The sequence below is a fragment of the Kitasatospora sp. NPDC057518 genome, from assembly GCF_042802075.1.
In the GTDB taxonomy this organism is placed as follows: domain Bacteria; phylum Actinomycetota; class Actinomycetes; order Streptomycetales; family Streptomycetaceae; genus Kitasatospora.
Genome location: NZ_JBHVEU010000038.1, coordinates 1 through 20,469 on the forward strand (window position 1 = coordinate 1; position 20,469 = coordinate 20,469).

Consider the following 20,469-nt stretch of genomic DNA (forward strand, 5'->3'; position numbering starts at 1 on the left):
GCAGTGGCTCCCTCCTCCGCCTTGCGATGCACGCACCCCAACGCCGCCCCGCCCGCCCTCCGGGCGGACGACGGGAGCCCGAAGACAGGCCCTAGGGTCGTCGCATGAACGATCACGACAGCCGCACACCGGCCGCACCGGGTCGGACCCTGCGCCACCTCATGGGCGACGCGGTGTGGGCGGGCATGCTGGAGGAGGCCTTCGAGCGCCGGCACCCGATCGGCGCCACCCTGCTGCGCCAGGGCGAACCGGGTACCCACGTCCTCGCCCTGCGGACCGGCGTGGCCAAGGTCAGCCGGCGGGAACGCAACGGGGACGTCCGGCTGCTGGCCTTCCGCGGCCCGGGCGAACTCCTCGGCGAGGTGGCCGTCCTGGACGACGGCGTCCGCTCCGCGAGCGTCCAGGCGATCTCGGACTGCACGGTCGCGGTCCTCACCAAGGAGGCCTTCCTGCGCTTCGTCGCCGAGCGGGGGCTGTTCCCCGTGATGGTCCGCTACGCCATGGGCCGGCTGCGGGAATCCGACCTGGCCCGGATCGGCGGCGACGTCGTCCCCCGGCTGGCGGCCGCCCTGGTCGCCCTGGCCGACCTCTCCACGGGCCCCGCGCCGACGGCCGGCCGCCGGATCGAACTCGCCCTGACCCGGGACGAACTGGCCCAGCACCTCGGCGTCTCCCGGAACACCGTCACCGCGGGCCTCACCGCCCTGGCCGCCCACCGCGTCGAAGCCGGCCGCAAGTCCATCGCCCTCGACGACCTCCCCGCACTCCGCCGCGCGGCTGACGTTCCACGCGACTGACGCTCCGTCCCAGCACTCCTTTGACCCGCGCGGCCTCGGATGTGACATCCGTCACTCGCGTACCGCACCGAGCGAGCACACCGCGCGACGCCGGATCGCGAAGCTTGGTGGCGCAAGGTCAGCACGGGAACGACAAGGAGCAGAGAATGACGGAGTTCGACCAGCCGATGCCCGAGGCCAGCGCCCTGCCGTACAGCCGCAGCCGGCACCTCCCGCCGTACCGGGGCATCGTCGCCGTCGACGCCAAGGACTTCACCGGGTACCCGGCGATCGAGCACGGCACCATCAGCGCGAACGTGCCGCAGCTGCTCCGGCTCTCCTTCGAGCGGGCCGGACTGGGCGAGGTCTGGAAGGACCGGCGGTTCCCCAACTCGACCGGTGACGGGTACGTGTTCGGCTTCGACCCGGCCTGGATGCCCTTCCTGATCCACCCCTGGCTGAACACCCTCCAGGAGGTGCTCACCGAGTTCAACGTGCACTCGGTCGGGACGGTGCGCATCCGGCTGCGGGTCAGCCTCAACATCGGCCCGCTCCCGGACGACGGCGGCGAGTTCGACGGAAACGGCACCCCGCGCAACGACACCCACCGGCTGCTCGACTCCCGCCCGGTGAAGGCCATGCTGGCCGCCTCCAACGCGAGCATCACCCAGGTCGCCGCCATCCTGTCCGACCGCTGCTACCAGGACGCGGTGGCCGGCGGCTTCACCGGGCGCCACCCCGACCACTTCATCGAGGTGCCGGCCACCGTCGAGGGCAAGCGCTTCGACCAGCGGGCGTGGCTGTACGTGCCCACGCCGTCCGGGAACCTGTACGACCGCAGGATCCTCGGCGACGCGGTGGTGGAGGAGAAGGAAGGACGGGAGGAGAAGGAGGGACGGGCGAAGCGGACGGCGGACGGGAGCACGGAGCAGCGCCGCGCGCCGCGCACGGCGGTGAACCAGCGGGGCAACGGCAGCAACCTGAACGCCGGCACGGTGCACGGCAGCCAGAGCGTCACCAACGTGCGCGGTGACTCCTACGGCGGCGACCGCGTGGAGGGGCACAAGGTGGGGACGGTCAACGGCAACCTGGGCGACATCGTCCACGGCGACAAGAACGAGCACCGCCGGTGAACCCCGACGAGCGCCCGGCCATCGAGGGGCCGTCCGGCGCACCGGGTGACCGTGACCGGGACTACGACCGAGGCCTCGACCCCGACCTCGACCCCGACGACCTCGAAGGCGATTTCACGGACCGGTTCGCCGCGTGGGGATCGGACCGCCCGTTCATCTACGCGCCGGGTGGCAACATCAACACCGGCTCCGTGCACGGGGACCAGCGCGTCGAGAACGGCGCCGCCGGGGCCGCCCCCGGTGGCGGCGAGCGGGTGGAGGCGCAGGACGGCCCCATCTCCGGGATGGAGGTCCTCGCCGCCCGGACGGGATTCGCGAGGCCGGACTGCTTCCCCGAGGCGCTGCGCACGCTCGGCACCCGCCTGCTCTTCCTCGCCGGTGAACCCGGCACCGGGCGCCGGACCACCGCCCTCAACCTGCTGGTCGAGAGCAGCGGGAACAGCCTGGCCCTGCGCGCGCTCGACAGCGACTCGGACCTGTCGTCCTGGCGGCCGACGCACGCCGAGGCACGCGGCTACCTGGTGCACGGCCTCTCGCCCACGGTCCGGCTCGGACCGGCCTCGATCGCCAAGCTGCGCCAGCGGCTGGAGGACACCAAGGCCTTCATGGTGGTCATGCTGCCGGACGACGCCGACCGGCTGCGCGGCGTGGCCCGCGATCTGGACCTGAGCCCGGTGCGCTACAGGCCTCCGTCGCCGCGCGCGGTCTTCGACGCGCGCCTGGAGGCCGTGGTGCCCCACGAGGGACGACGCCGGGCGCTGCTCCAACGGCTGGAAGCGGACCTGGACGAACTGCTGGCGCCCGAGCTGATGCCGGCCCAGGTCGCCGAACTCGTGGACGAGGTGAGCCGGTCCGGAGATGACGGCCCCGACCCGGCCGACCTCGGCCAGCGGCTCAGCTTCCTCGCGGAGACGGAGGTCCCCGACCTCCTGAAGGAGATCCGCGAGGACCCGGACGCGCTGGCGTTGCTGCTGGTCACGAGCGTCCTGGAGGGCCTCGACCACCGGATCGTCCGGAACGAGACCGACCGGTTGCTCAAGCTGGCCGACGGCCGCCTGGACGCGGTGCTGAGGTCGGGTGCGGAGGGGGAGGGCGAGCAGAGCCGGCCGACGCGGGGCGAGCCCCCGCGGCCGAATCCCCGATTCGTCTTCCGGCGGTCTCTGGACGAGTTGTTGGCGATCATCCGGGCCGAGTACGCGCCGGGTGGGACGTGGAGGACATCGAGCTACTCCTACACGGTGGAGCCGATCCGCTTCAAACGGCACCGGCAGGCGGAGACGGTTCTGCGGCACGTGTGGCGGCAGTACGGGGAGGTCTCGGGACTCCTGACCGAGTGGATCAACACGGTTCCCGGTACCGAGTCCGACCTGGCCGAGCCCATGGGCCGAGTGGTGGGGCTCGCCACGGGGTGGAGCGGCGGCCGTCAGGCACTGCTTCACATTCGCAGGTTGGCCAGGTCCGAGCACACGCAGAGCCAGAGCATCGCCGCCTACGCGTTGGGGATCGCGGCCCAGGACCCGATTCTCGTCAGCGAGGTGAAGCACCGCCTCGACCGCTGGAGCTTCAACGGCGGCTGGCAGCTCCGGTCGACCACGGCCGCTGCCTGTGGAGGAGACTTCGGAGCGGCCCGACCGGAATTCGCGCTCTCACTGCTCCGGCGCTGCTATCGAGGGGAAGAGGAGGCCGAGCGCACCGTCGCCGTGAACGTTCGCTGGGCACTGGGGAGCCTCTTCGCGGGAGGAAACCAGGCGGCCGTTTTCCGCAAGCTCATGGAGTGGGCGGACCAGTCGAAGAATGACGCCGCGCTCGCGTACACGGCCTTCCTCGATCTGCTTCGAGACCCGTCGTGGTTTCATCAACAGCTTCCCGTGCAAGGCGAGTTCAGTGAACCGGTGATCGCCTTCGTCCGGCACTGCCTCAATGACGAGGCCCTCTTCCAGCGTTCGTGCACGTGGCTGCTCGCTTGGTGCCGTCGGGCGGTCTGGGACGAACCCCTTCGCACCGGGGTGGAGACGCTGCTCGCGGCGCTCGCCCGGGAGATGCGCCCTGGCGAGCTGAGGCTGATGGTCGAGATCGACAGCAGTGACAACCCCGACCTCGTCGGCCGCGACATCGCCCACCGCGCCCTGGAGGCCTGGCGGCGCGGCGAGCCGCAGCCGTTCCGCTCCGCCCCTGCCTTCGGAGGCCCCCGATGACCGTCGACACCGACCCGCCCGTCTACACCCAGGCCACCCGTGCCCCCTGGCGGGAGATCCTCCGGCACCGCTGGTCCGGTCGGCGCGACTGTGCCCTGGTGCTGGGGGACCGCCACGGGCTCTACCAGCAGCTGGGGAAGGGCCGCCCGCGACCGTCAGGCATGGGGGCGGAGGACGGGGTCGCCGCGCGGCTGGGGTTGCGCGGTTTCGACCAGGCGTACCTGGTGGACCTCAACGAGCGGCCGGGCGTGCGAACGGTCCGTCTCCGCACCTCGTACGGCACGGAACCGCTGGAGGTCCACTTCCTGTGGTGGGTCCACGACGCCGCGCGGGTCGTGCAGACCCGGACCAACCGGGGCGGGCTGCCGGTCCGCAAGGACCTCGACGTCCGACTGCGCCAGCTCAGAGAGCAGTTCGCCGCCTCGGGCACCAGGTTGGGCCCCGATGAGCTGGTGCAGTACCTCGCGGCTCCGTACGTGCTGCCCCACTACGGCCTCGGCTACCGCGTCACGGACGTCTCCGCCTCCGAGCATGGCAATGAACTGCGCCTCGGGGAACCGGACGTGACGGACGTGCCCTTCGACTGGACGGTCAAAAGCGAGGAGGAGTACGCGTTCTGCCGGCGCCAGGTGCAGGAGGGACCGGTCGCCCTCGCGGCCCTCTGGCTGGCCAGGAAGCCCGACGAGGTGCGCGACGTCCTGGACTGGGTGGTCAAGAACGGCGACCTGCTGCGGGGCGAGACCACCTGGGAGGACCAGATGGCGCTCATGCTGGGCAAGTTGACGGGGCAGGAGCAGCAGGAGCTGTCCAAGATGCTGCGCGACCGCCTGGTCGCCCTCGGACGGCAGGTCCCCGGGCCCGCCTCGTACCCCTCGCAACCCCCGCAGCCCCCGGGGCCGGGGCCGGACTTCGTCAAGCTCCACTCGAACGTCAACGGCTGGTCCGGCGGTGTGCCGAACGGGAGTCCGCGGTGACCGGGACGGCGCGTGTGCGGATACGTGTGCGCCGGCAGCCGTCGCGGCGGCGCACGGTCGCCGGGCCGCGCGGGCGCTCCAGGGGCAGGAGCCGCCGGCCGATCGCGCCGACGGCGGCGTCCAGCCCGCCCTTGGTGTCGGCGATGGAGCGCCTGATGGCGGCCAACAGCGCGGAACTCGTCCGGGCCGACACCAAGGCCGCCGTGTTCCTGGCGTTCACCGGTGCGGTGCTCGCCACCTTCATCCCCTTGGACGGTGGTGCCGGCGCCGGCTCCCTGGCCTGGCTGGTTCCGTTCCTGCGATGGAGCGCCACGGCCAGCGCCCTGCTGGCCGTCGGCTGCTTCGCCTCCGCGCTGGTGCCGCGCCACCGCAAGGGGCGGCGGGGTGGTGCGGACGGTCCGGGGTACTTCGAGCACATCGCGCCGGGGGCGGGCCCCGAGCGGCTGCGCCGCGCCTTCGAGCGGGCCGGGCACGACCCGGCGGGGCCGCTGTTGTCGGCGCTGGCCGGTACCAGTGCGATCATCCGCGCGAAGTACCGCTGGATCGAGGCCGGCACCGCCCTGCTCCTGCTGACGCTTCCGCAGTTCGCGCTCACCCTCCGGCCGCTGTGACAGCGGGCAGCTGACGGGCCCCGGCCGCACCACGGCCGGGGCCGGTGACGCGCGCCGGGGGCAACAGATGTTGCGCTGCCGAGCAATGGGTGTTGACGGTTGCCGCCGAAGCTCCGTACAGTGCCGGGCCATGGAGACAGGTGATCTTGGTCGGCGGGTGGCGGAGGACGTGGCCGGTGGCGGCGGCGTGGAGGGGCTGCGGCGGTTGTCGGGGGTGATCGAGGCGCTGGAGGAGCGGCGGACGGAGCTGGTGGAGGAGCTGCGGCGCGGGCGGGAAGCGACCTGGGAGGAGATCGGGCGGGCCTGCGGGATGACGCGGCAGGGGGCGACCAGGCGGTGGGCCGGCAGGCTGCGGGCGCGGTCGTTCGGCGTGGCGGCGGACGCGTACCAGCACGGTCGGCCGGGCTACCCCCGGGCGCTGGTCGGCTCGGCGGTGCCCCGGGAGGCCCGCCGGGTGCTCGACCTGGGCGCCGGGACGGGCAAGTTGACCGGACTGCTGGTCGAGGCGGGCCTGGACGTGGTGGCGGTCGAGCCCGACGAGGGGATGCGGGCCCGGCTGGCCGCGGCCGTGCCGAAGGCGGCCGTCCGGGCGGGCTCGGCCGAGCGCATCCCGCTGCCGGACGGCAGCGTGGACGCCGTGGTGGTGGCCCAGGCCTGGCACTGGTTCGACCAGGCGGCCGCCGTGCCGGAGATCGCCCGGGTGCTCGCCCCCGGCGGGACGCTCGCGCTGGTGTGGAACGTCCGGGACGAGTCCGAGCCGTGGGCGGCAGCCCTGGGCGTGCTGATGCACCGTTCGACGCCGCAGCGGATCGACACCCGGCCGGCCCTCCCGGCGCCGTTCGGAGCGCCCGAGCGGCTGGAGATCCGCTGGGAGCACGTCACGACCCGGGCCGGGATCGTCGACATGGTCGCCTCGCGCAGCTATGTGATCGCGCTGCCCGAGGACGAGCGGGTCCGCCTGCTGGCCGACGTCGAGCAGCTGCTCGCCACCCACCCGGACCTGGCCGGCCGCGAGGAGATCGCCCTCCCGTACGTGACGAGGTGCACCCGTGTCCGCCTCGGCTGACCTGATCACCCTCCGCCCGCTGGGTGTCGCCGACGCCGAACCGTACCGGCGCTTCCGGCTGGCCGCGCTGCGCGAGACACCGAGCGCCTTCACCTCCAGCCACGCCGAGGAGGCCGACAAGCCCCTGGCCGCGACGCTGCGCCGCCTGGCCGCTGCCCAGGACGGGCCGGGCACCCTGATCGGCGCCTTCGACAACACCGTTGCCGCACGCGGCAGAGGCGCGTTGGTCGGCACCGCCGGCCTGAAGGTGCCCAGCCGCAGTCAGGAGCGGCACAAGGCCACCCTCTACGGCATGGCGGTGGCCCGCGACGCCGCCGCCTGGGCGGTCGGCCGGACCGGGGAGGGCGGGGCGGTGCGGGCCCAACTGCTCGACCTGGCCGGTGACCACGAGGCCGCAGTCACGCACTATCGCGCGGCCGCGGAGCAGACCACCAGCCGCTCCGAGCGGGAACACCTCCTTCGACAGGCCCACCGAACCTCCTGAGCCGGCACGCTGAACGATGCTCGGCCGCAGCCGCAGCCGCAGCCGCAGCCGCAGCCGCAGCCGCAGCCGCAGCCGCAGCCGCAGCCGCAGCCGCGGGCTCCAGGGCAGTCGCCGCGGCACGGCCGGCTTCATGCCGCTGACCTGGACGTGACGGCTACGGCACCTCACCGCGAGCGGAAATAAGATCGCCACGAGTGGAGTTCGGTGAGGGAAGTCTGCCGTTTCAGGAGGGGTCATGCGAGCGATTCAGATGTCCGAAGTGGGCGGTCCCGAGGTGCTGCGACTGGTCGATATCGATCAACCGACGCCGGGCCCGGGCCAAGCGGTCGTGGAGGTCGCCGCAGCCGGGGTCAACTTCCTCGACGTCTACCACCGCGAGGGCCGGTACAGCGTCCCGCTGCCCTTCACCCCGGGCGCCGAGGGCGCCGGAACGGTCGTCGAAGTCGGACCCGGCGTCGCTGACGTCGCAGTCGGGGACCGGGTCGGTTGGGTGGAGATTCCCGGCGCGTACGCCGAGCGGGCCGTCGTGGACTCCTCCCGGCTGGTGCCGCTGCCCGACGACATCGGCTTCGAGACAGCCGCCGCCGTGCTCCTCCAAGGCATGACCGCGCACTATCTCGTCAAGGACGCCTACCCGGTTCAGGGGGGCGACACGGTGCTCGTGCATGCGGCTGCCGGTGGCATGGGGCTGCTTCTGACCCAGCTCATCACCCATCTCGGCGGCAGGGTGATCGGCACGACGTCGACCACGGCGAAGGCCGAGCTGGCGAAGCGTGCCGGGGCCGCCGAGGTGATCCTCTCCTCCGCGGTCGACGATCTCGCAGCCGAGGTGAGGCGGCTCAACGGCGGTCAGGGACTGCCGGTCGTCTTCGACGGCGTCGGCGCGGACACCTTCGATGCGAGCCTCGCGAGCCTGCGAACCCGCGGCCATCTCGTGCTCTTCGGCGCGGCAAGTGGTGCCGTGCCGCCGTTCGATCCGATTCGGCTCGCCCACGGCGGTTCGCTGACCCTGATCCGGCCCAGCCTCGGGCACTACATCGCCGATCGGTCCGAACTGCTCCGACGGGCCGCCGATGTGTTCGAGTGGGTGCGCTCCAAGGCGCTTGAGGTCACCGTGACGGGCCGCTACGCACTGTCCGAGGCCGCCCGGGCCCACAGCGATCTGGAGGCTCGGCGTACCACCGGCAAGCTGCTCGTCGTACCCGATGCGGCCGCTGTCGGACGCCGCGAGGAGACGCAGAGCTGATCGAGGGCGACGAGGTCGGGGATCTTGGAGGCTGCGCCCTCCTGGCCGACCCGGGCCGACCTCACGGGTCCCGCCCGTGACCGGAGCCGATTGTCAGTGCCCGGTCGTAGCTTGTGGGGTGTCGGCGGGCGGGTCCCGCCGGCTCCCGCTTCCCTTGCCCGAAATCTCCGTCGCCCGAAAGGGGACCGCGCCGTGTCCGTCGCCGTGGAAGAGCAGGTCACGTACCTCGAACTGTCCGAGGACGAGGGGAGTGCGCACAAGTTCTACGAGGTGCGGCTCGCCGGCCAGGTGGTGACGGTACGGTACGGGCGGATCGGCGAGCCCGGGCAGAGCAAGGCGACGACGTACCCGAGCCCGGAGAAGGCGGCCTCGGCGGCGGCGAAGAAGATCGGCGAGAAGGTCCGCAAGGGCTACGCCCCGGCCGTCCGGGGCGTGCGCCAGCGCCGGGAGGTGACCAGGCGGCAGATCGTCAGCAGCCGCTCGACCGCCCGCCAGGCGCCGCTGCTGTGGCGCTTCCGCTCCGGCTCGCCCGCCTTCGGGATCTTCGTCGGCGAGGAGCACGCCTGGGTCGGCAACGAGCGCGGCGACGTCTACACCCTCACCCACGACGGCGAGGTGACGGCCCGCTACGGCCTGCCGGACGGCGTGAAGTGCATCGTCGCGGACGACTGGTGGATCTACGCCGGCTGCGACGACGGCAAGGTGTACGACCTGGGCGGCAAGATCCCGCGGGTGGCGTACGAGATAGCCCAGGACGTGGACATCTTCTGGCTCGACATCCACGACGGCGTGCTGGGCGTCGCCGACGAGCGCGGCGGGCTGACCACGGTGGACCACGAGGACGAGTTCCAGTGGCGCCGTCAGGCCGACGGCCGGTCCGGCTGGATGGTGCGCTGCGACGCCGACGGCGTCTACCACGGCCACTCGCGCGGGGTCGCCCGCTACGACAACCGCAGCGGCGACCAGCGCTGGTACACCCCCACCCGGGGCGGGGTGCTGTTCGGCTGGCAGGAGGCCGACGCGGTGTTCGCCGGCACCGGGCAGGGCTGGGTGCACCGGCTGCGCAAGTCGGACGGCGCCGAGGTGGCCGCCTACCGCTGCGACGCCGGCGTGTTCTCCTGCGCGGCCTCCCCGGACGGCGAGTACGTCTTCGCGGGGGACAACCACTCCTCGGTGTACTGCTTCGCCGCCGACGGGACGCGGCTGTGGAAGCTCGCCACCGGCTGCGGCTCGGCGTACAGCATGCAGTACCGGGAGGGGCGGCTCTACCTGGTGACGACGGACGGCTCGCTGGCCTGCCTGGACGCCAGTGAGCAGGCGGTGCGGGCGGCCGAGGACGGCACGCTGCCGAAGACCGCCGAGGTCAAGGGCGCGGGCTGGGAGCCGGTGCGGGCCGGCGCCGGGCTGGAGACGGTCACGGTGGCCACCGCCCGGACCGGCGGCGAGGTCGAGGTCGAGTGCGTCCAGGACGGCACCCGGCTGCGCGTGCGGGTGCTCTCGCAGGGCTACGACCCGTCCTGGCGCGTGCAGTTCCCCAAGGACATCCGCATCCCCGGCGCCCGCTACCTGGTCGCCGAGGTCCGGGAGTCCGCCTCGGGCGGCTTCTACCGGGCACGCGGCGAGATCAAGCGCCTGCTCTGACCGGCGACTTGATGCCTGGTGACGGTGATCCGGCTCGGGGCGGCGGCTTCCCGAGGTTGTCCGGTTTTGGCGGGTAGGTCTGGTGGCGCGTGCATATGCGGCGGTGTTACCCCGGTAGTCTTTCCGCCGGGCAGCCCCTGAGCGTTGAGACCAGCGCCGGACAGGAGAGCACTACGTGAGCACAGCGCACATCGGCCCGGGCGACTACAGCCACGTGCCGAACCCGGAGCAAGCCCTCAAGTATGCGATTCAGCACATCGCGGGTGAACGCGTTGAGATCGTTGAGGGAGTCATCACCCCCGTGTCGCCGTCCTGGGAGCATGAGAACACCGTCGATCTGATCCGCTTGCAGATCGGACCCCGCCAGCGCGAACTCGGATTGCGTTCAGGCTCGGGCGACCTCGACCTGCCCGGTACCGAGAACTACTACATCCCGGACCTGGCCCTTGTGCCGGTGAAACTGGCGGTGAACAACCCCGGTGCGTTGCTTCCCGATCAGACCGTCCTCGTGGTCGAGGTCACGTCCCCGTCGAACGCCGACACCGACCGGACGGTGAAGCGCCGCCGCTACGCCCAGTTCGGTGCGCCGCTCTACCTCCTGGTGGACCGGCAGGAGCGGGCGTGCACGCTGTTCTCCCAGCCGGGTGCGCTCGGTTACACCAGGGTGGAGGGGCCGCACCCGTTCGGTGTGCCGGTGCGGCTGCCCGAGCCGTTCGAACTGGACGTGGACACCAGCGAGTTCTGAGCCGTCGGCGGTTCACGAGGTGGCCGTAGCCGCCGGCCGTGTCGAGGGTGTCGACGTCCATGGTGCTCCCCCGGGAGTCGTGCGGTCGGTCAGTCCTGGCCGGGGGTCCAGCCGAGGGCGGGGCCGAGGCGGGTGGCCAGGTCGGTGAGGATCTGCGTGTAGTCCTCGTGCTCGAAGGTGAACGGCAGGGCGAAGGCGACCTCGTCGACCTCGCGGTAGCCGGCGTGGGCGTGCAGCCGCTCGACGAGTTCCTCGGTCGTGCCGACCAGGTCGGGGGCGAACAGCAGCCGGGCCGGGCCCTGCGGGGCGAGGGTGCGCGGGGCGCGGGCGAGGGCGTAGGCCTGGTACTTGGCGCGCTGCTCGGGGGTGGCGCTGTCGGTGGGGATGACCACCAGGCCCTGGGAGACCCGGGCGCGGTCGCCGTCGGGGTGGCGCTCGCGGAAGGCGCGGATCTGGGCGGCCTGGATGGCGGCGAAGTCGAGCGGCTCCGCGTCGTCGCCCTCCGCCTTCACGACGCTGCTGGTGAGCAGGTTGAGCCCCTGCTCGCCGGCCCAGCGGGCCGAGCGCAGGCTGCCGGCGCCGTACCAGAGCCGGGAGGCCAGCCCGGGGGAGTGCGGCTGGACACGGCGGGAGTACACCTCGATGCCCTCGGTGCCGGCGAAGTCGGAGGCGTCCTCGCCGCGGACCAGGGCGAGCAGCCGCTCGGCGCGCCGGGGGCTGAAGTCCTCCTGGTCGCCGGTGTCGGGGTAGAGCGCGTCGCGCAGGTGCGCGTAGTGGGTGGGCGGGCCGACGCTGAAGCCGGGGTTGAGCCGCCCGCCGGAGAGCACGTCCACGGTGGCCAGGTCCTCGGCGAGCCGCAGCGGGTTCTCCCAGCCGAGCGGGGTGACGGCGGTGCCGAGCTGGATGCGGCTGGTGCGCTGGGTGGCGGCGGCGAGCACGGCGACCGGGGAGGAGATGCCGTACTGGAGGTGGCGGTGGCGCAGCCAGGCGCTGTCGAAGCCGAGCCGCTCGCCGAGGGTGATGAGGTCGAGGGTGGACTCGTGGCCGCGGCGCGGGTCCGTCTCGTCGAAGAGCCCGATGGTGAGGAAGCCGAGTTTCCGCAGCGGTCGGGGGTTCGGCGACATGGTGGGCTCCGCGGGGTGAGGGGCGGCCCGGGGGCGGGCCGGTCGGGTGGTGCGTTTCGAACGTACGCAGCCGCCGCGCCGCCCGACAAGATCGACGCGCGATCCGGACACCGGCCCGCAACGGCCCGCAACGGTGCGCAACACGGCGACACGTACGGCGGCGGATCCCACCCCGTCGGGCCGGGTGGGAGCCGCCGCACCGGGGCGCCGTCAGCAGCTGCGCAGCTCCGGGCTCTGGTTGCGGATCTGGTTGTGCAGCGAGGTGAACTCGCGGTACGCCGCGCCGTCCTCGGTGCCGGGGCGGAAGGCGCCGACCCGGTGGCAGTTGACGAAGGCGAGCTTCACCCCGAAGTGGTTCTCCAGGCTGCCGCGGATCGCGTTGCTGGCGAGGGCGCGCAGCAGCTGGGCGCGCTGCTCGTCGCTGGGCGTGGTGTTGTCGGTGGTGAACTCCGCTTCGCCGGCCGCGAGTTCGGTGCTGAGCCCGGCGACGACCTGGTAGGCGTACGGGAGCGAGGCGCGCACGGTGTTGAGGAACTCGGCCTCGTCGACGCGGCCCTGCTGGGCCTGGGCGAGGAGGGCGGGGGAGACGTCGAGCGACATGGGTGTCCTCTTTCGGGGGGGTGCGTCGGGGTTTCGGGAACGGGTCGGGCTTCGACCCGTGGCGGGCAGGGGTCACCCGCAAACGGTTATCGAAGATGAAAACCATTACGGGGAAGACTCTCCCGTTCACCCTGACGCCCTGTCAAGCACCTCCCCCCGAAGGGCTGACGGCGGGCGGCACCGGCACCCGGCTGACCTTGATGACGAACACCGCGATCGCCACCGCCAGCGCGGCGAACACCAGGCCCAGCTGGAAGGCGGTGGCGATCCCGTGCACCAGCACCTGCGAGGAGTAGGGCTCCGGGAGCCGGCCGGTGGCCCGGAACTGGGCGGCCTGCTGCGGGGTGGCCTGCCGGAGGAAGGCCCCGGCCTGCTGCCGGGCCTCGGTGCGGCTGGCCGTGCCGTACACCGTGACCAGGATCGACAGGCCGAGCGAGCCGCCGACCTGCTGGGTGGTGTTGAGCATGCCGGTGGCGGCGCCGGTCTCGTGCGGGGCGACGTGGGAGACGACGGTGAGGGTGGCGGGGACGAAGATCGAGCCCATGCCGAAGCCGAACATCATGGTCGGTCCGAGGATGCCGCCGATGTAGCTGCTGTCGATGTCGATCTGCGTCGCCCAGGCGACCCCGCCCAGCACCAGGAGCGAGCCGGCGACGAGGAAGGGCTTGGGGCCGAAGCGCAGCTGGTTGCGGGCGGCGAACTGGGCGGCGCCGACGATGGCCACGCTGATCGGCAGGAACGCGAAGCCGGCCCGCAGCGGGCTGAAGCCGAGGATCTCCTGGACGAACAGGGTGATGAAGAAGAAGATGCTGAACATCGTCGCGGCCACGCAGAGCAGCAGTCCGTACGCGCCCGAGCGGTTGCGGTCCCGTAGGAGGCGCAGGGGCATGATCGGCTGGCGTGCGTGCCGCTCGTTCGCCACGAACGCCGCGACCAGGACCACGGCGAGGCCGAAGGCGGTGAGCGTCACCGGGTCCGTCCAGCCGTGGTCGGAGGCGCGGATGAAGCCGTAGACCAGGGAGACCATGCCCGCGGTGGCGGTGAGGGCGCCGGGCAGGTCGAAGCGGCCGGGGTGGCGCTCGGACTCGTTGATGTAGAGCGGCGCCAGTAGCGCGATCGCGATGCCGATCGGCACATTGACGAAGAGCACCCAGCGCCAGGACAGCCAGGAGGTGAGCATGCCGCCGAGCAGCAGGCCGATCGCGCCACCGGCCCCGGCGACGGCGGAGTAGACCCCGAAGGCCCGGTTGCGTTCCTGGCCCTCCTTGAAGTTGGTGGCGATCAGCGCCAGCGCCGTCGGCGAGGCGATGGCCCCGCCCACGCCCTGCAGGGCCCGCGCCGCCAGCAGCCAGGCGGAGGACTGCGCGACGCCGCCGAGCAGCGAGGCCAGGCTGAACACCAGCACGCCGACGACGAACACCCGCCGCCGCCCGAGGATGTCGCCCGCCCGCCCGCCGAGCAGCAGCAGCCCGCCGAAGGTCAGGGTGTAGGCGTTGATGACCCAGGACAGGTCGGTGGTGCTGAACTTCAGCGCCTGCTGGATGTGCGGCAGCGCGATGTTCACGATCGTGATGTCCAGGACGACCATCAGCTGTGTCGCCGCGATGACGGTGAGTGCAATCCCCGGGTGCTGGCCCCGACGTGCGGTCGCGGGCGAAGCCTCGGCCAGGGCGCGCGAGGTGGCCATGGCGGTCCCCCAAAGGGTTCGGGGGTGAACGACGGGAAGGGGACGGATTCGTTCACCACTACCGACGGTATCCCCGGGGCATAGGGAACACAATCGTTCATTACGGACAGGCACCTGCTTCCCGGTCACTCCGTGCACCGGTGCGAAGCCGGGGCGCGGTGGAGGCCGGGGTGGAGCGGAGGCCGGGGTGGAGCGGCGCGGGGGTCAGGGCGTGTCGTGGGGCCATCCGTCGCCCGCGTGCCGGGTGGCGGCGACGGCGTAGCCGGTGAGCAGGGCGGCCAGGATGTCGGTGAGGCGGGGCTCGACGTCGACGACGGAGTGGGAGAGCTCGGGGTCGGTCTCGTAGAAGGCGCGCAGGCGGGTGCCGGGGGCGGCCATCTGCCACAGGGCGCCGGCCATCGAGGTGGCGGTGGTGACGACGCTGCGGGCCTGGTCGGCGCCGAGCGGGGCGATGGAGCCGAGGGCCGCGCCGACCGCGTCCACCTCGGCGATGGCGCGGACCTTGAACGCGCGGACCGTGTCGAGGGAGACGTTGCGCTCCAGGTTCAACGGGGTGTGCGCGAGCAGGTCGCAGAAGAGCGGGCGGGCCACCAGCGACTGCGCCAGGACGCCCGCGATCGCGAGGGCTCCGTGGGCCCATTCGGGGTCCGCGGCGGTCTCGCACGGGGTGAGGGCGGCGAGGCGGCCGCGGACCTCGGCCGACCAGTCCTGCCAGGCCTCGGCGGCGAGCCGCAGGAAGATGTCCTCCCGCGTCTCGAAGTAGCGCAGCATCGCGGACTTGTGCATGCCGACCTCGTCGGCGATGGCGGTCACGGTCACCTCGCGGACGCCGTTGGCGGTGGCCAGGCGGGCGGCGGCGGCGAGGATCGCGTCCTCGCGGGCGCGCTTGGCCTCGGGGGTGCGCGCGCGCTGGAAGTCGGAGTCGGTCACGCCGTCGAGTCTAGCGAAACGTGGTTGCGGTAATAACAATCCGGCGTTGCGTTATTAGCGCAACGGTGTTTCACTAAATCCATGAGCACCCACACCGACACCCGCACCTGGTTCATCACCGGCTCCTCGCGCGGCTTCGGCCGCTCCCTGGCCTCGGCCGCCCTGGCGGCCGGTGACCGGGTCGTCGCCACCGCCCGCAGGCCCGAGCAGCTCGACGACCTGGTCGCCCGCCACGGCGACCGCGTCCTGCCCGTCGCCCTGGACGTCACCGACCCGGCCGCGGTCCAGGCCGCCTTCGCCGCCGCCCGTACGGCCTTCGGCTCCGTCGACGTCGTGGTCAACAACGCCGGGTACGCCAACCTCGCCCCGGTCGAGACCGCCGACGAGGAGGACTTCCGCCGCCAGTTCGACACCAACTTCTGGGGCGTCTACCACGTCTCCAAGGCCGCGATCCCGCTGCTGAAGGAACAGGGCGGCGGCATCGTGATCCAGTTCTCCTCCGTCGGTGGGCGCGTCGGCGCCACCCCGGGGCTCGGCTCCTACCAGGCGGCGAAGTTCGCCGTGGACGGCTTCACCCGCGTCCTGGCGGCCGAGACCGCGCCGCTGGGCATCCGCTACCTCGTCGTCGAGCCCGGCGGGTTCGCCACCGACTGGGCCGGGGCCTCGATGGAGGTCGACGACGTACCCGCCGACTACCGCGCCACCGTCGGCGCCCTGGCCGACCTCCTGCGCGGCGGCGGGGCGGCCGTGGGCGACCCCGACCGCGCGGCGCAGATCCTCGTCCGGATCGTTCACGCCGACCGGCTGCCCACCCACCTGCTCCTGGGCGCCGGCGCCGCGGACATGGCGCTGGACTACTCCCGCGGCCAGCTCGCCGAGGCCACCGTCTGGCAGGCCGTCTCCGCGTCCGCCGACACCGGCGCCGCCTACCCCGTCGACCTGCCGGCCAACGGCTGAGACGGCCGCCGCGAAGTCCCGAAGTCCCAAGGTCCCGAAGGGAGAACCCGGACATGCGACCGTTCCACGGCAAGGCCGCACTGGTCACCGGCGCCGGCTCGGGCATGGGCCGCGCCACCGCGATCCTGCTGGCGGAGCGCGGCGCCGCCGTCACCGTCGTCGGCCGCCGCGAGCACCGGCTCGCCGAGGTGGTCGCCGAGGTCACCGCCGCGGGTGGGCGGGCCCTCGCCGTCCCCGGCGACGTCAGCCGCCCCGAGGACAACGAGCGGGCGGTCGCCCGTACGGTCGAGGCGTTCGGCGCGCTGCACTACGCCGTCAACAACGCCGGGGTCTCCGGCGACTTCACCCCGCTGCCCGACATGACCCCCGAGCAGTGGCGGCGCACCGTCGACATCGACCTCAACAGCCTCTTCTACGGCATCAAGTACGAGATCCCGGCGATCCTCGCCTCGGGCGGCGGCGCCATCGTCAACGTCTCCAGCGTGTTCGCCGACCGCGGCGGCCCCACCGCCGAGTACTCCAGCGCCAAGCACGGCATCCGCGGCCTGACCCGCACCGCCGCGATCCAGTTCGGCGGCCAGGGGGTGCGCGTCAACGAACTCCAACCCGGCGTCATCGACACCGAGATGACCCGGGCCAACCCCGAGGACACCAGGCGGGTCGCCGGGACCGGCATCCCCATGGGCCGGGTCGGCACCGGGCGCGAGATCGCCACCGCCATCGCGTTCCTGCTGTCGGACGACGCCGCCTACGTCAACGGCAGCCACCTCGCCGTCGACGGCGGATTCCTCGCCTGACGGGACGAGGTTCGCCGCGCCCCGGACTGTCTGCTTCAGGGGGTGCTGGGGCGGGTCTCGGTCCAGTCGACCATCAGCCGTCGTTCGGCGAAGAACCACTCCCCGTCGCGCTTGACGAACCGGTCCAGGTAGCGGATCGAGGCGATCATGATCGACCGCTCGGCGTCCGTGCCGTAGGAGACGTGGTGGGCCAGGCAGTAGCTCTCGCCGCTCGCCCGGTCGCCGTCCAGGACGACGGTGCTCTGCCCGTTGAAGTGGGTGGTGGCTCGGTAGGTGTTCAGGTTGTCGAAGACCGGGGCCAGGGCGTCGCGGCCGCGCAGTTCCTGGGTCGGCTCGGCCGCGGTGGCGTCCATGAAGACCAGGAAGCGGGTGTCCTCGGTGAACAGGGCCATCTGCCCCTCGGCGTCACGGCGGTCGGCGCAGTGCGCGTAGGCGTCGACGAGCTCCCGGATGGCCAGCCGGTCCGCGGCCTCCTGGGGCGGGATCGGATCGTGGGGCGACACGGTGACTCCCTCCGGACGGGTGCGACACCTGAATCAGAGCACCGGAGGCCGGGCTCCTCAACCGCGCCCCGTCCGCCACGAGGACACCGACCAGGAGACGTGGTCGACGGCGCGGTCGCCGCCGGTACCCCCGCCGACTACGCTCTGGTGCTGCGCCGGCTCACCGGCGACACCGAGAAGGTCACCGGCGGGCCGGCCACGACCGTCCGCGAGTTCGCCGAGCGCCACACCCGCACCTGGCCCCTGGAGGAGAAGTGAGCAGGACCGTCGACGACGACACCCCTCTGGTCGGGGCGAACAGCCCGTTCTTCCGCATCGTCAAGGAGGGGCTGGACGGCCTGGTCGACGGGGAGGACTACTACGACCTGCTGGCCGAGGACGTGGTCTTCGAGTTCGTGATCACCGTGCCGGGATACCCCAGGCGCGTCGAGGGACGCCAGGCGATCGTCGACCTGTACAGCGACTACGGCGACTACGTGACGCTGCACGGCGCGGACAACCTCCGCGTCCACCGCGACCCCGAGACCTCGGTGGTCGTCCTGGAGTACGAGGTCCACGGCACCTCGGTTCACACCGGGCGGCCCTACGACAACCGCTTCGTCTCCGTCGTGACCGTCAAGGACCGCAAGGTGGCGCACTGGCGCGACTACCTCGACCCCACCGCCGTGTTCGACGCCCAGGGCTGGCCGCAGGGCGGCCGCGCGTAGGAGCCACCGGACCCGCGTCGCCGCCGGGAACCCCACCACCCTCGACCGGGTGGCGTCTCAGGCATTCGGGCTACTGCCCGACAACCTCCGGGGCATCCGAGGAACACCTGACCCCTACATTCGCGGAGAGGAAGGCTGAGGAACATGACCACCGCAATCGTGGGCGTGGGCAACATCGGCGGCGCTGTCGCCCGGCACCTGGTCGCCGGAGGAGAGCACGTCGTCCTGACGGGGAAGAGCGCGTCGCGGGCCCAGGAGCTGGCGGACGAGCTCGGACCGCTCGCGCACACCGCCACCGTCCGGGACGCCGTCGCCGAGGCCGACACCGTCGTGTTCGCCGTCTGGCTCGACACCATCAAGGAGCTGATCCCGCAGGTTTCGCCGCAGCTCGTGGGCAAGGTCGTGGTCGACCCGTCGAACCCGATCGCCTTCGACGACCAGGGCCGGATGGTGCGGTCCCTGCCCGACGGGCAGTCGGCCGGGTCCGTCGTCGCCGCGCTCCTGCCCGGGGGCGCCCACTACGTCAAGGCGTTCGGCACCCTCGCCGCCGAGGCGCTCGCCGCGAGCGCGAACCGCACCCCGCAGCGGGCCGCGCTGCTCTACGCCACCGACGACGAGCACGCCGCGGCGGCCGCCGAGCGGCTGATCCGCACGGCCGGATTCGACCCGGTGAAGGCCGGCGGCCTGGCCGACGCCGGACGCATCGAAGCCCCCGGCGGGGACCTGCACCAGTCCGGCCTCGACGGCGAGGTGGTCGGCGCGGACCAGGCCCGAGCGGCGATCACGGCCGACCGTTGAAGGACCGGCCGTGACAGACTGTCCCGCCAGGGGCGGCGACATCGTCGGCCTGTCCGTCACCCTGGCTCCGGCCCGGGGCGTGTGGAAGCACTTGGCCGACCACGCGCCTGCGGGCCTGCTGCTGTTCTGACGGCCGGCGATCGAGAGTAACGGGGGCTTAGGGGTATGGGCGAGGATCCACTCATCTCGGCGGTGCGGAGAGGGGACGAGAACGCGGTCAGGATGCTCCTGGAGGACGGGGCGGATCCCAATGCCGTCGACGAGCAGGGAACCTCTGCACTCTGCCTGGCCATCGCCGCGTTCGACTCGTTGGCCGCCGACTCTCTGGTGGAGGGCGGCGCGGATGTGGACCGTCGGTTGCCCGACGGGACCACCCCGCGGTTGCGGGCCGTCGACAGCGGCTCCGTCGGTCTTGCCCACGGCCTGCTCGGCGAGGCGGCGCTGCTCGGTGAGGACACTCGCGCGGAACTGCTGGCACGTGCCCGGCAGTGGCACGAGACGGGCGCGGTCGGCATGCTGCGGGAACGGACCGGCTCCTCGGGTCCGGTCGAGTGGGTCCGGGTCCGGGACAGGGAATGGTCCACCGACTACCACGAGATCCGACTCGGCGAAACGACCGTCCGCGACGGCCACACAGGAATCCTCACTCTCCTCGAGAAGCATCTCGGACTCCGCTTGGGAGTCGACGAGTTGGCCGGCCGCGCGTGCGCCCTCGCGTACCCCGACCGGGAGCACGCCGTCTGGGGGGAGATCATCAGCACGCTTGCCGAGAGGCAGGACGACGAGACGTGGGAGGCCGCGGTGGCACTGCGGTCCCACCCCGATCCCCTGCGCCGCCGCTTCGGTGCGGAGCTCCTGACATCCCTCTTCCTCGGTGACCCCATGTCCGCCGACCCGAGCCCGTTCGAGCAGCGCACGCTGGAGTTCCTCCTCGACTGGGCGGCGGAGGGGGACCACGCGGACGTCCTGGCCGAGGTCTTGGTCGGCCTGAGCCAGCACGAGGACCCGAGGATCGAGCCCCTCGGCCTGTCCTTTCTCGCGCACCCCGCCTCGAAGGTGCGCGCCCGAGTGCCCGCGACCCTGGAGCACACGGTCGCGGACCGTTCGGGGCGGTGGACCTACGCGTCCGAGGGGCTGGATGCCATGCGAGTACTGGCTCGGGACAACGACGCCGCTGTTCGCCGACTTGTCGCCCATCAGCTCGCGGAGAGCGGGGAACCGGCGAGCGCGGTCGGCGAGGTCCTCGCCGAACTGCTCGACGACGAGGACCAGGTGACCCGCATCTGGGCCGTCTTCGGACTCGCCGAACGGGACGATCCGCGCTGCGTCGACGGCGCCGCCCGGGTCGGGACCGTCGACGAGTACGAGGCCTGGTCCTGGATACTCGGCGCGCCCTCGCGGTACGAGCAGCGCCGGAAAGAGTTGGAGGCGCCGGCCACCGCTGGGTAGGGAACGCCCGCGCGGGACCTGTTGGATCGCCGCCGCTCCGTACCCT

At 72.4% G+C, this 20,469-nt stretch carries 22 protein-coding genes; 17 read left to right on the top strand and 5 right to left on the bottom strand.

The window, feature by feature from the left end; translation table 11 throughout:
- The first annotated feature begins 104 nt into the window (after positions 1-104).
- From ACFU7Z_RS06315 to ACFU7Z_RS06365, 11 genes are all read left to right on the top strand, one after another.
- Complete coding sequence (locus ACFU7Z_RS06315; RefSeq protein WP_380776560.1) at positions 105-797, top strand: Crp/Fnr family transcriptional regulator; 693 nt, start codon at positions 105-107, stop codon at positions 795-797.
- Between the two features lie 146 nt (positions 798-943).
- Positions 944-1,909 carry a hypothetical protein gene (locus ACFU7Z_RS06320; RefSeq protein ID WP_380776562.1) on the top strand — a complete coding sequence of 322 codons (966 nt, stop codon included), beginning with the start codon at positions 944-946 and terminating at the stop codon, positions 1,907-1,909.
- The gene (locus ACFU7Z_RS06325) at positions 1,906-4,104 is read left to right on the top strand and encodes a hypothetical protein (RefSeq protein ID WP_380776564.1); all 2,199 of its coding nucleotides are present in this window, start codon (positions 1,906-1,908) and stop codon (positions 4,102-4,104) included. Before ACFU7Z_RS06320 ends, ACFU7Z_RS06325 begins: the two co-directional genes overlap by 4 nt.
- A complete protein-coding gene (locus ACFU7Z_RS06330) occupies positions 4,101-5,078 on the top strand; it encodes a hypothetical protein (protein WP_053111989.1) in 978 nt (325 codons plus the stop codon). Before ACFU7Z_RS06325 ends, ACFU7Z_RS06330 begins: the two co-directional genes overlap by 4 nt.
- A 155-nt stretch (positions 5,079-5,233) precedes the next feature.
- On the top strand, positions 5,234-5,689 hold the full coding sequence (locus ACFU7Z_RS06335; protein ID WP_380776566.1) for a Pycsar system effector family protein: 456 nt from the start codon (positions 5,234-5,236) through the stop codon (positions 5,687-5,689).
- 130 nt (positions 5,690-5,819) lie between these two features.
- The gene (locus ACFU7Z_RS06340; protein WP_380776568.1) at positions 5,820-6,755 is read left to right on the top strand and encodes a class I SAM-dependent methyltransferase; all 936 of its coding nucleotides are present in this window, start codon (positions 5,820-5,822) and stop codon (positions 6,753-6,755) included.
- A complete protein-coding gene (locus ACFU7Z_RS06345; RefSeq protein ID WP_380776570.1) occupies positions 6,739-7,239 on the top strand; it encodes a hypothetical protein in 501 nt (166 codons plus the stop codon). The genes ACFU7Z_RS06340 and ACFU7Z_RS06345 overlap by 17 nt, the downstream gene beginning before the upstream one ends.
- A gap of 16 nt (positions 7,240-7,255) precedes the next feature.
- Positions 7,256-7,390, top strand: a complete 135-nt coding sequence (locus tag ACFU7Z_RS06350; RefSeq protein WP_380776572.1) for a hypothetical protein — start codon at positions 7,256-7,258, stop codon at positions 7,388-7,390.
- Positions 7,391-7,474: 84 nt separating this feature from the next.
- A complete protein-coding gene (locus ACFU7Z_RS06355; RefSeq protein ID WP_380776574.1) occupies positions 7,475-8,485 on the top strand; it encodes a quinone oxidoreductase family protein in 1,011 nt (336 codons plus the stop codon).
- 192 nt (positions 8,486-8,677) lie between these two features.
- Entirely contained in the window at positions 8,678-10,126 is a 1,449-nt protein-coding gene (locus tag ACFU7Z_RS06360) for a WGR domain-containing protein (RefSeq protein WP_380776576.1), read from the top strand.
- Positions 10,127-10,301: 175 nt separating this feature from the next.
- A complete protein-coding gene (locus ACFU7Z_RS06365) occupies positions 10,302-10,871 on the top strand; it encodes a Uma2 family endonuclease (RefSeq protein WP_380776578.1) in 570 nt (189 codons plus the stop codon).
- Positions 10,872-10,960: 89 nt separating this feature from the next.
- Here ACFU7Z_RS06365 and ACFU7Z_RS06370 read toward each other — a convergent pair whose 3' ends face one another.
- The 4 genes from ACFU7Z_RS06370 to ACFU7Z_RS06385 all read right to left on the bottom strand — a co-directional run bounded on the left by ACFU7Z_RS06370 (position 10,961) and on the right by ACFU7Z_RS06385 (position 15,212).
- Positions 10,961-11,995 carry an LLM class flavin-dependent oxidoreductase gene (locus ACFU7Z_RS06370; RefSeq protein ID WP_049650244.1) on the bottom strand — a complete coding sequence of 345 codons (1,035 nt, stop codon included), beginning with the start codon at positions 11,993-11,995 and terminating at the stop codon, positions 10,961-10,963.
- A 210-nt stretch (positions 11,996-12,205) separates the two neighbouring features.
- Positions 12,206-12,595, bottom strand: a complete 390-nt coding sequence (locus ACFU7Z_RS06375) for an SCO5389 family protein (protein ID WP_380776580.1) — start codon at positions 12,593-12,595, stop codon at positions 12,206-12,208.
- A gap of 142 nt (positions 12,596-12,737) precedes the next feature.
- The gene (locus ACFU7Z_RS06380) at positions 12,738-14,282 is read right to left on the bottom strand and encodes an MFS transporter (RefSeq protein WP_380776582.1); all 1,545 of its coding nucleotides are present in this window, start codon (positions 14,280-14,282) and stop codon (positions 12,738-12,740) included.
- A gap of 204 nt (positions 14,283-14,486) precedes the next feature.
- On the bottom strand, positions 14,487-15,212 hold the full coding sequence (locus tag ACFU7Z_RS06385) for a TetR family transcriptional regulator (RefSeq protein ID WP_380776584.1): 726 nt from the start codon (positions 15,210-15,212) through the stop codon (positions 14,487-14,489).
- Positions 15,213-15,293: 81 nt separating this feature from the next.
- Here ACFU7Z_RS06385 and ACFU7Z_RS06390 point away from each other — a divergent pair, with 81 nt between their 5' ends.
- Together ACFU7Z_RS06390 and ACFU7Z_RS06395 are read left to right on the top strand one after the other, a co-directional pair.
- A complete protein-coding gene (locus tag ACFU7Z_RS06390) occupies positions 15,294-16,169 on the top strand; it encodes an SDR family NAD(P)-dependent oxidoreductase (protein WP_380776585.1) in 876 nt (291 codons plus the stop codon).
- Between the two features lie 53 nt (positions 16,170-16,222).
- Positions 16,223-16,966, top strand: coding sequence for an SDR family NAD(P)-dependent oxidoreductase (locus ACFU7Z_RS06395; RefSeq protein ID WP_380776587.1), 744 nt, complete (start codon positions 16,223-16,225; stop codon positions 16,964-16,966).
- Positions 16,967-17,001: 35 nt separating this feature from the next.
- Here the strand turns inward: ACFU7Z_RS06395 and ACFU7Z_RS06400 are convergent, their stop codons facing one another.
- Positions 17,002-17,469, bottom strand: coding sequence for a nuclear transport factor 2 family protein (locus ACFU7Z_RS06400; protein ID WP_074003155.1), 468 nt, complete (start codon positions 17,467-17,469; stop codon positions 17,002-17,004).
- 99 nt (positions 17,470-17,568) lie between these two features.
- On the opposite strand from ACFU7Z_RS06400, the gene ACFU7Z_RS06405 reads away from it, so the two are divergent.
- The 4 genes from ACFU7Z_RS06405 to ACFU7Z_RS06420 all read left to right on the top strand — a co-directional run bounded on the left by ACFU7Z_RS06405 (position 17,569) and on the right by ACFU7Z_RS06420 (position 20,423).
- Positions 17,569-17,727 (top strand): hypothetical protein, encoded by a 159-nt coding sequence (locus tag ACFU7Z_RS06405; protein ID WP_380776589.1) that lies wholly within the window; start codon positions 17,569-17,571, stop codon positions 17,725-17,727.
- Positions 17,724-18,176, top strand: a complete 453-nt coding sequence (locus ACFU7Z_RS06410) for a nuclear transport factor 2 family protein (RefSeq protein WP_380776591.1) — start codon at positions 17,724-17,726, stop codon at positions 18,174-18,176. The genes ACFU7Z_RS06405 and ACFU7Z_RS06410 overlap by 4 nt, the downstream gene beginning before the upstream one ends.
- A 135-nt stretch (positions 18,177-18,311) precedes the next feature.
- Positions 18,312-18,974, top strand: a complete 663-nt coding sequence (locus tag ACFU7Z_RS06415) for an NADPH-dependent F420 reductase (protein WP_380776603.1) — start codon at positions 18,312-18,314, stop codon at positions 18,972-18,974.
- Positions 18,975-19,139: 165 nt separating this feature from the next.
- Positions 19,140-20,423, top strand: a complete 1,284-nt coding sequence (locus ACFU7Z_RS06420; protein WP_380776593.1) for a HEAT repeat domain-containing protein — start codon at positions 19,140-19,142, stop codon at positions 20,421-20,423.
- Positions 20,424-20,469: the final 46 nt, after the last annotated feature.

Excerpts from the sequence above, each read along its gene's own strand:
- ACFU7Z_RS06330 (WP_053111989.1), top strand. The coding sequence starts at position 4,101 with ATGACCGTCGACACCGACCCGCCCGTCTACACCCAGGCCACCCGTGCC.
- ACFU7Z_RS06335 (WP_380776566.1), top strand. The coding sequence starts at position 5,234 with ATGGCGGCCAACAGCGCGGAACTCGTCCGGGCCGACACCAAGGCCGCC.
- ACFU7Z_RS06315 (WP_380776560.1), top strand. The coding sequence starts at position 105 with ATGAACGATCACGACAGCCGCACACCGGCCGCACCGGGTCGGACCCTG.
- ACFU7Z_RS06420 (WP_380776593.1), top strand. The coding sequence starts at position 19,140 with ATGGGCGAGGATCCACTCATCTCGGCGGTGCGGAGAGGGGACGAGAAC.
- ACFU7Z_RS06380 (WP_380776582.1), bottom strand. The coding sequence starts at position 14,282 with ATGGCCACCTCGCGCGCCCTGGCCGAGGCTTCGCCCGCGACCGCACGT.
- ACFU7Z_RS06350 (WP_380776572.1), top strand. The coding sequence starts at position 7,256 with ATGCTCGGCCGCAGCCGCAGCCGCAGCCGCAGCCGCAGCCGCAGCCGC.
- ACFU7Z_RS06395 (WP_380776587.1), top strand. The coding sequence starts at position 16,223 with ATGCGACCGTTCCACGGCAAGGCCGCACTGGTCACCGGCGCCGGCTCG.
- ACFU7Z_RS06370 (WP_049650244.1), bottom strand. The coding sequence starts at position 11,995 with ATGTCGCCGAACCCCCGACCGCTGCGGAAACTCGGCTTCCTCACCATC.
- ACFU7Z_RS06375 (WP_380776580.1), bottom strand. The coding sequence starts at position 12,595 with ATGTCGCTCGACGTCTCCCCCGCCCTCCTCGCCCAGGCCCAGCAGGGC.
- ACFU7Z_RS06355 (WP_380776574.1), top strand. The coding sequence starts at position 7,475 with ATGCGAGCGATTCAGATGTCCGAAGTGGGCGGTCCCGAGGTGCTGCGA.
- ACFU7Z_RS06320 (WP_380776562.1), top strand. The coding sequence starts at position 944 with ATGACGGAGTTCGACCAGCCGATGCCCGAGGCCAGCGCCCTGCCGTAC.
- ACFU7Z_RS06390 (WP_380776585.1), top strand. The coding sequence starts at position 15,294 with ATGAGCACCCACACCGACACCCGCACCTGGTTCATCACCGGCTCCTCG.
- ACFU7Z_RS06340 (WP_380776568.1), top strand. The coding sequence starts at position 5,820 with ATGGAGACAGGTGATCTTGGTCGGCGGGTGGCGGAGGACGTGGCCGGT.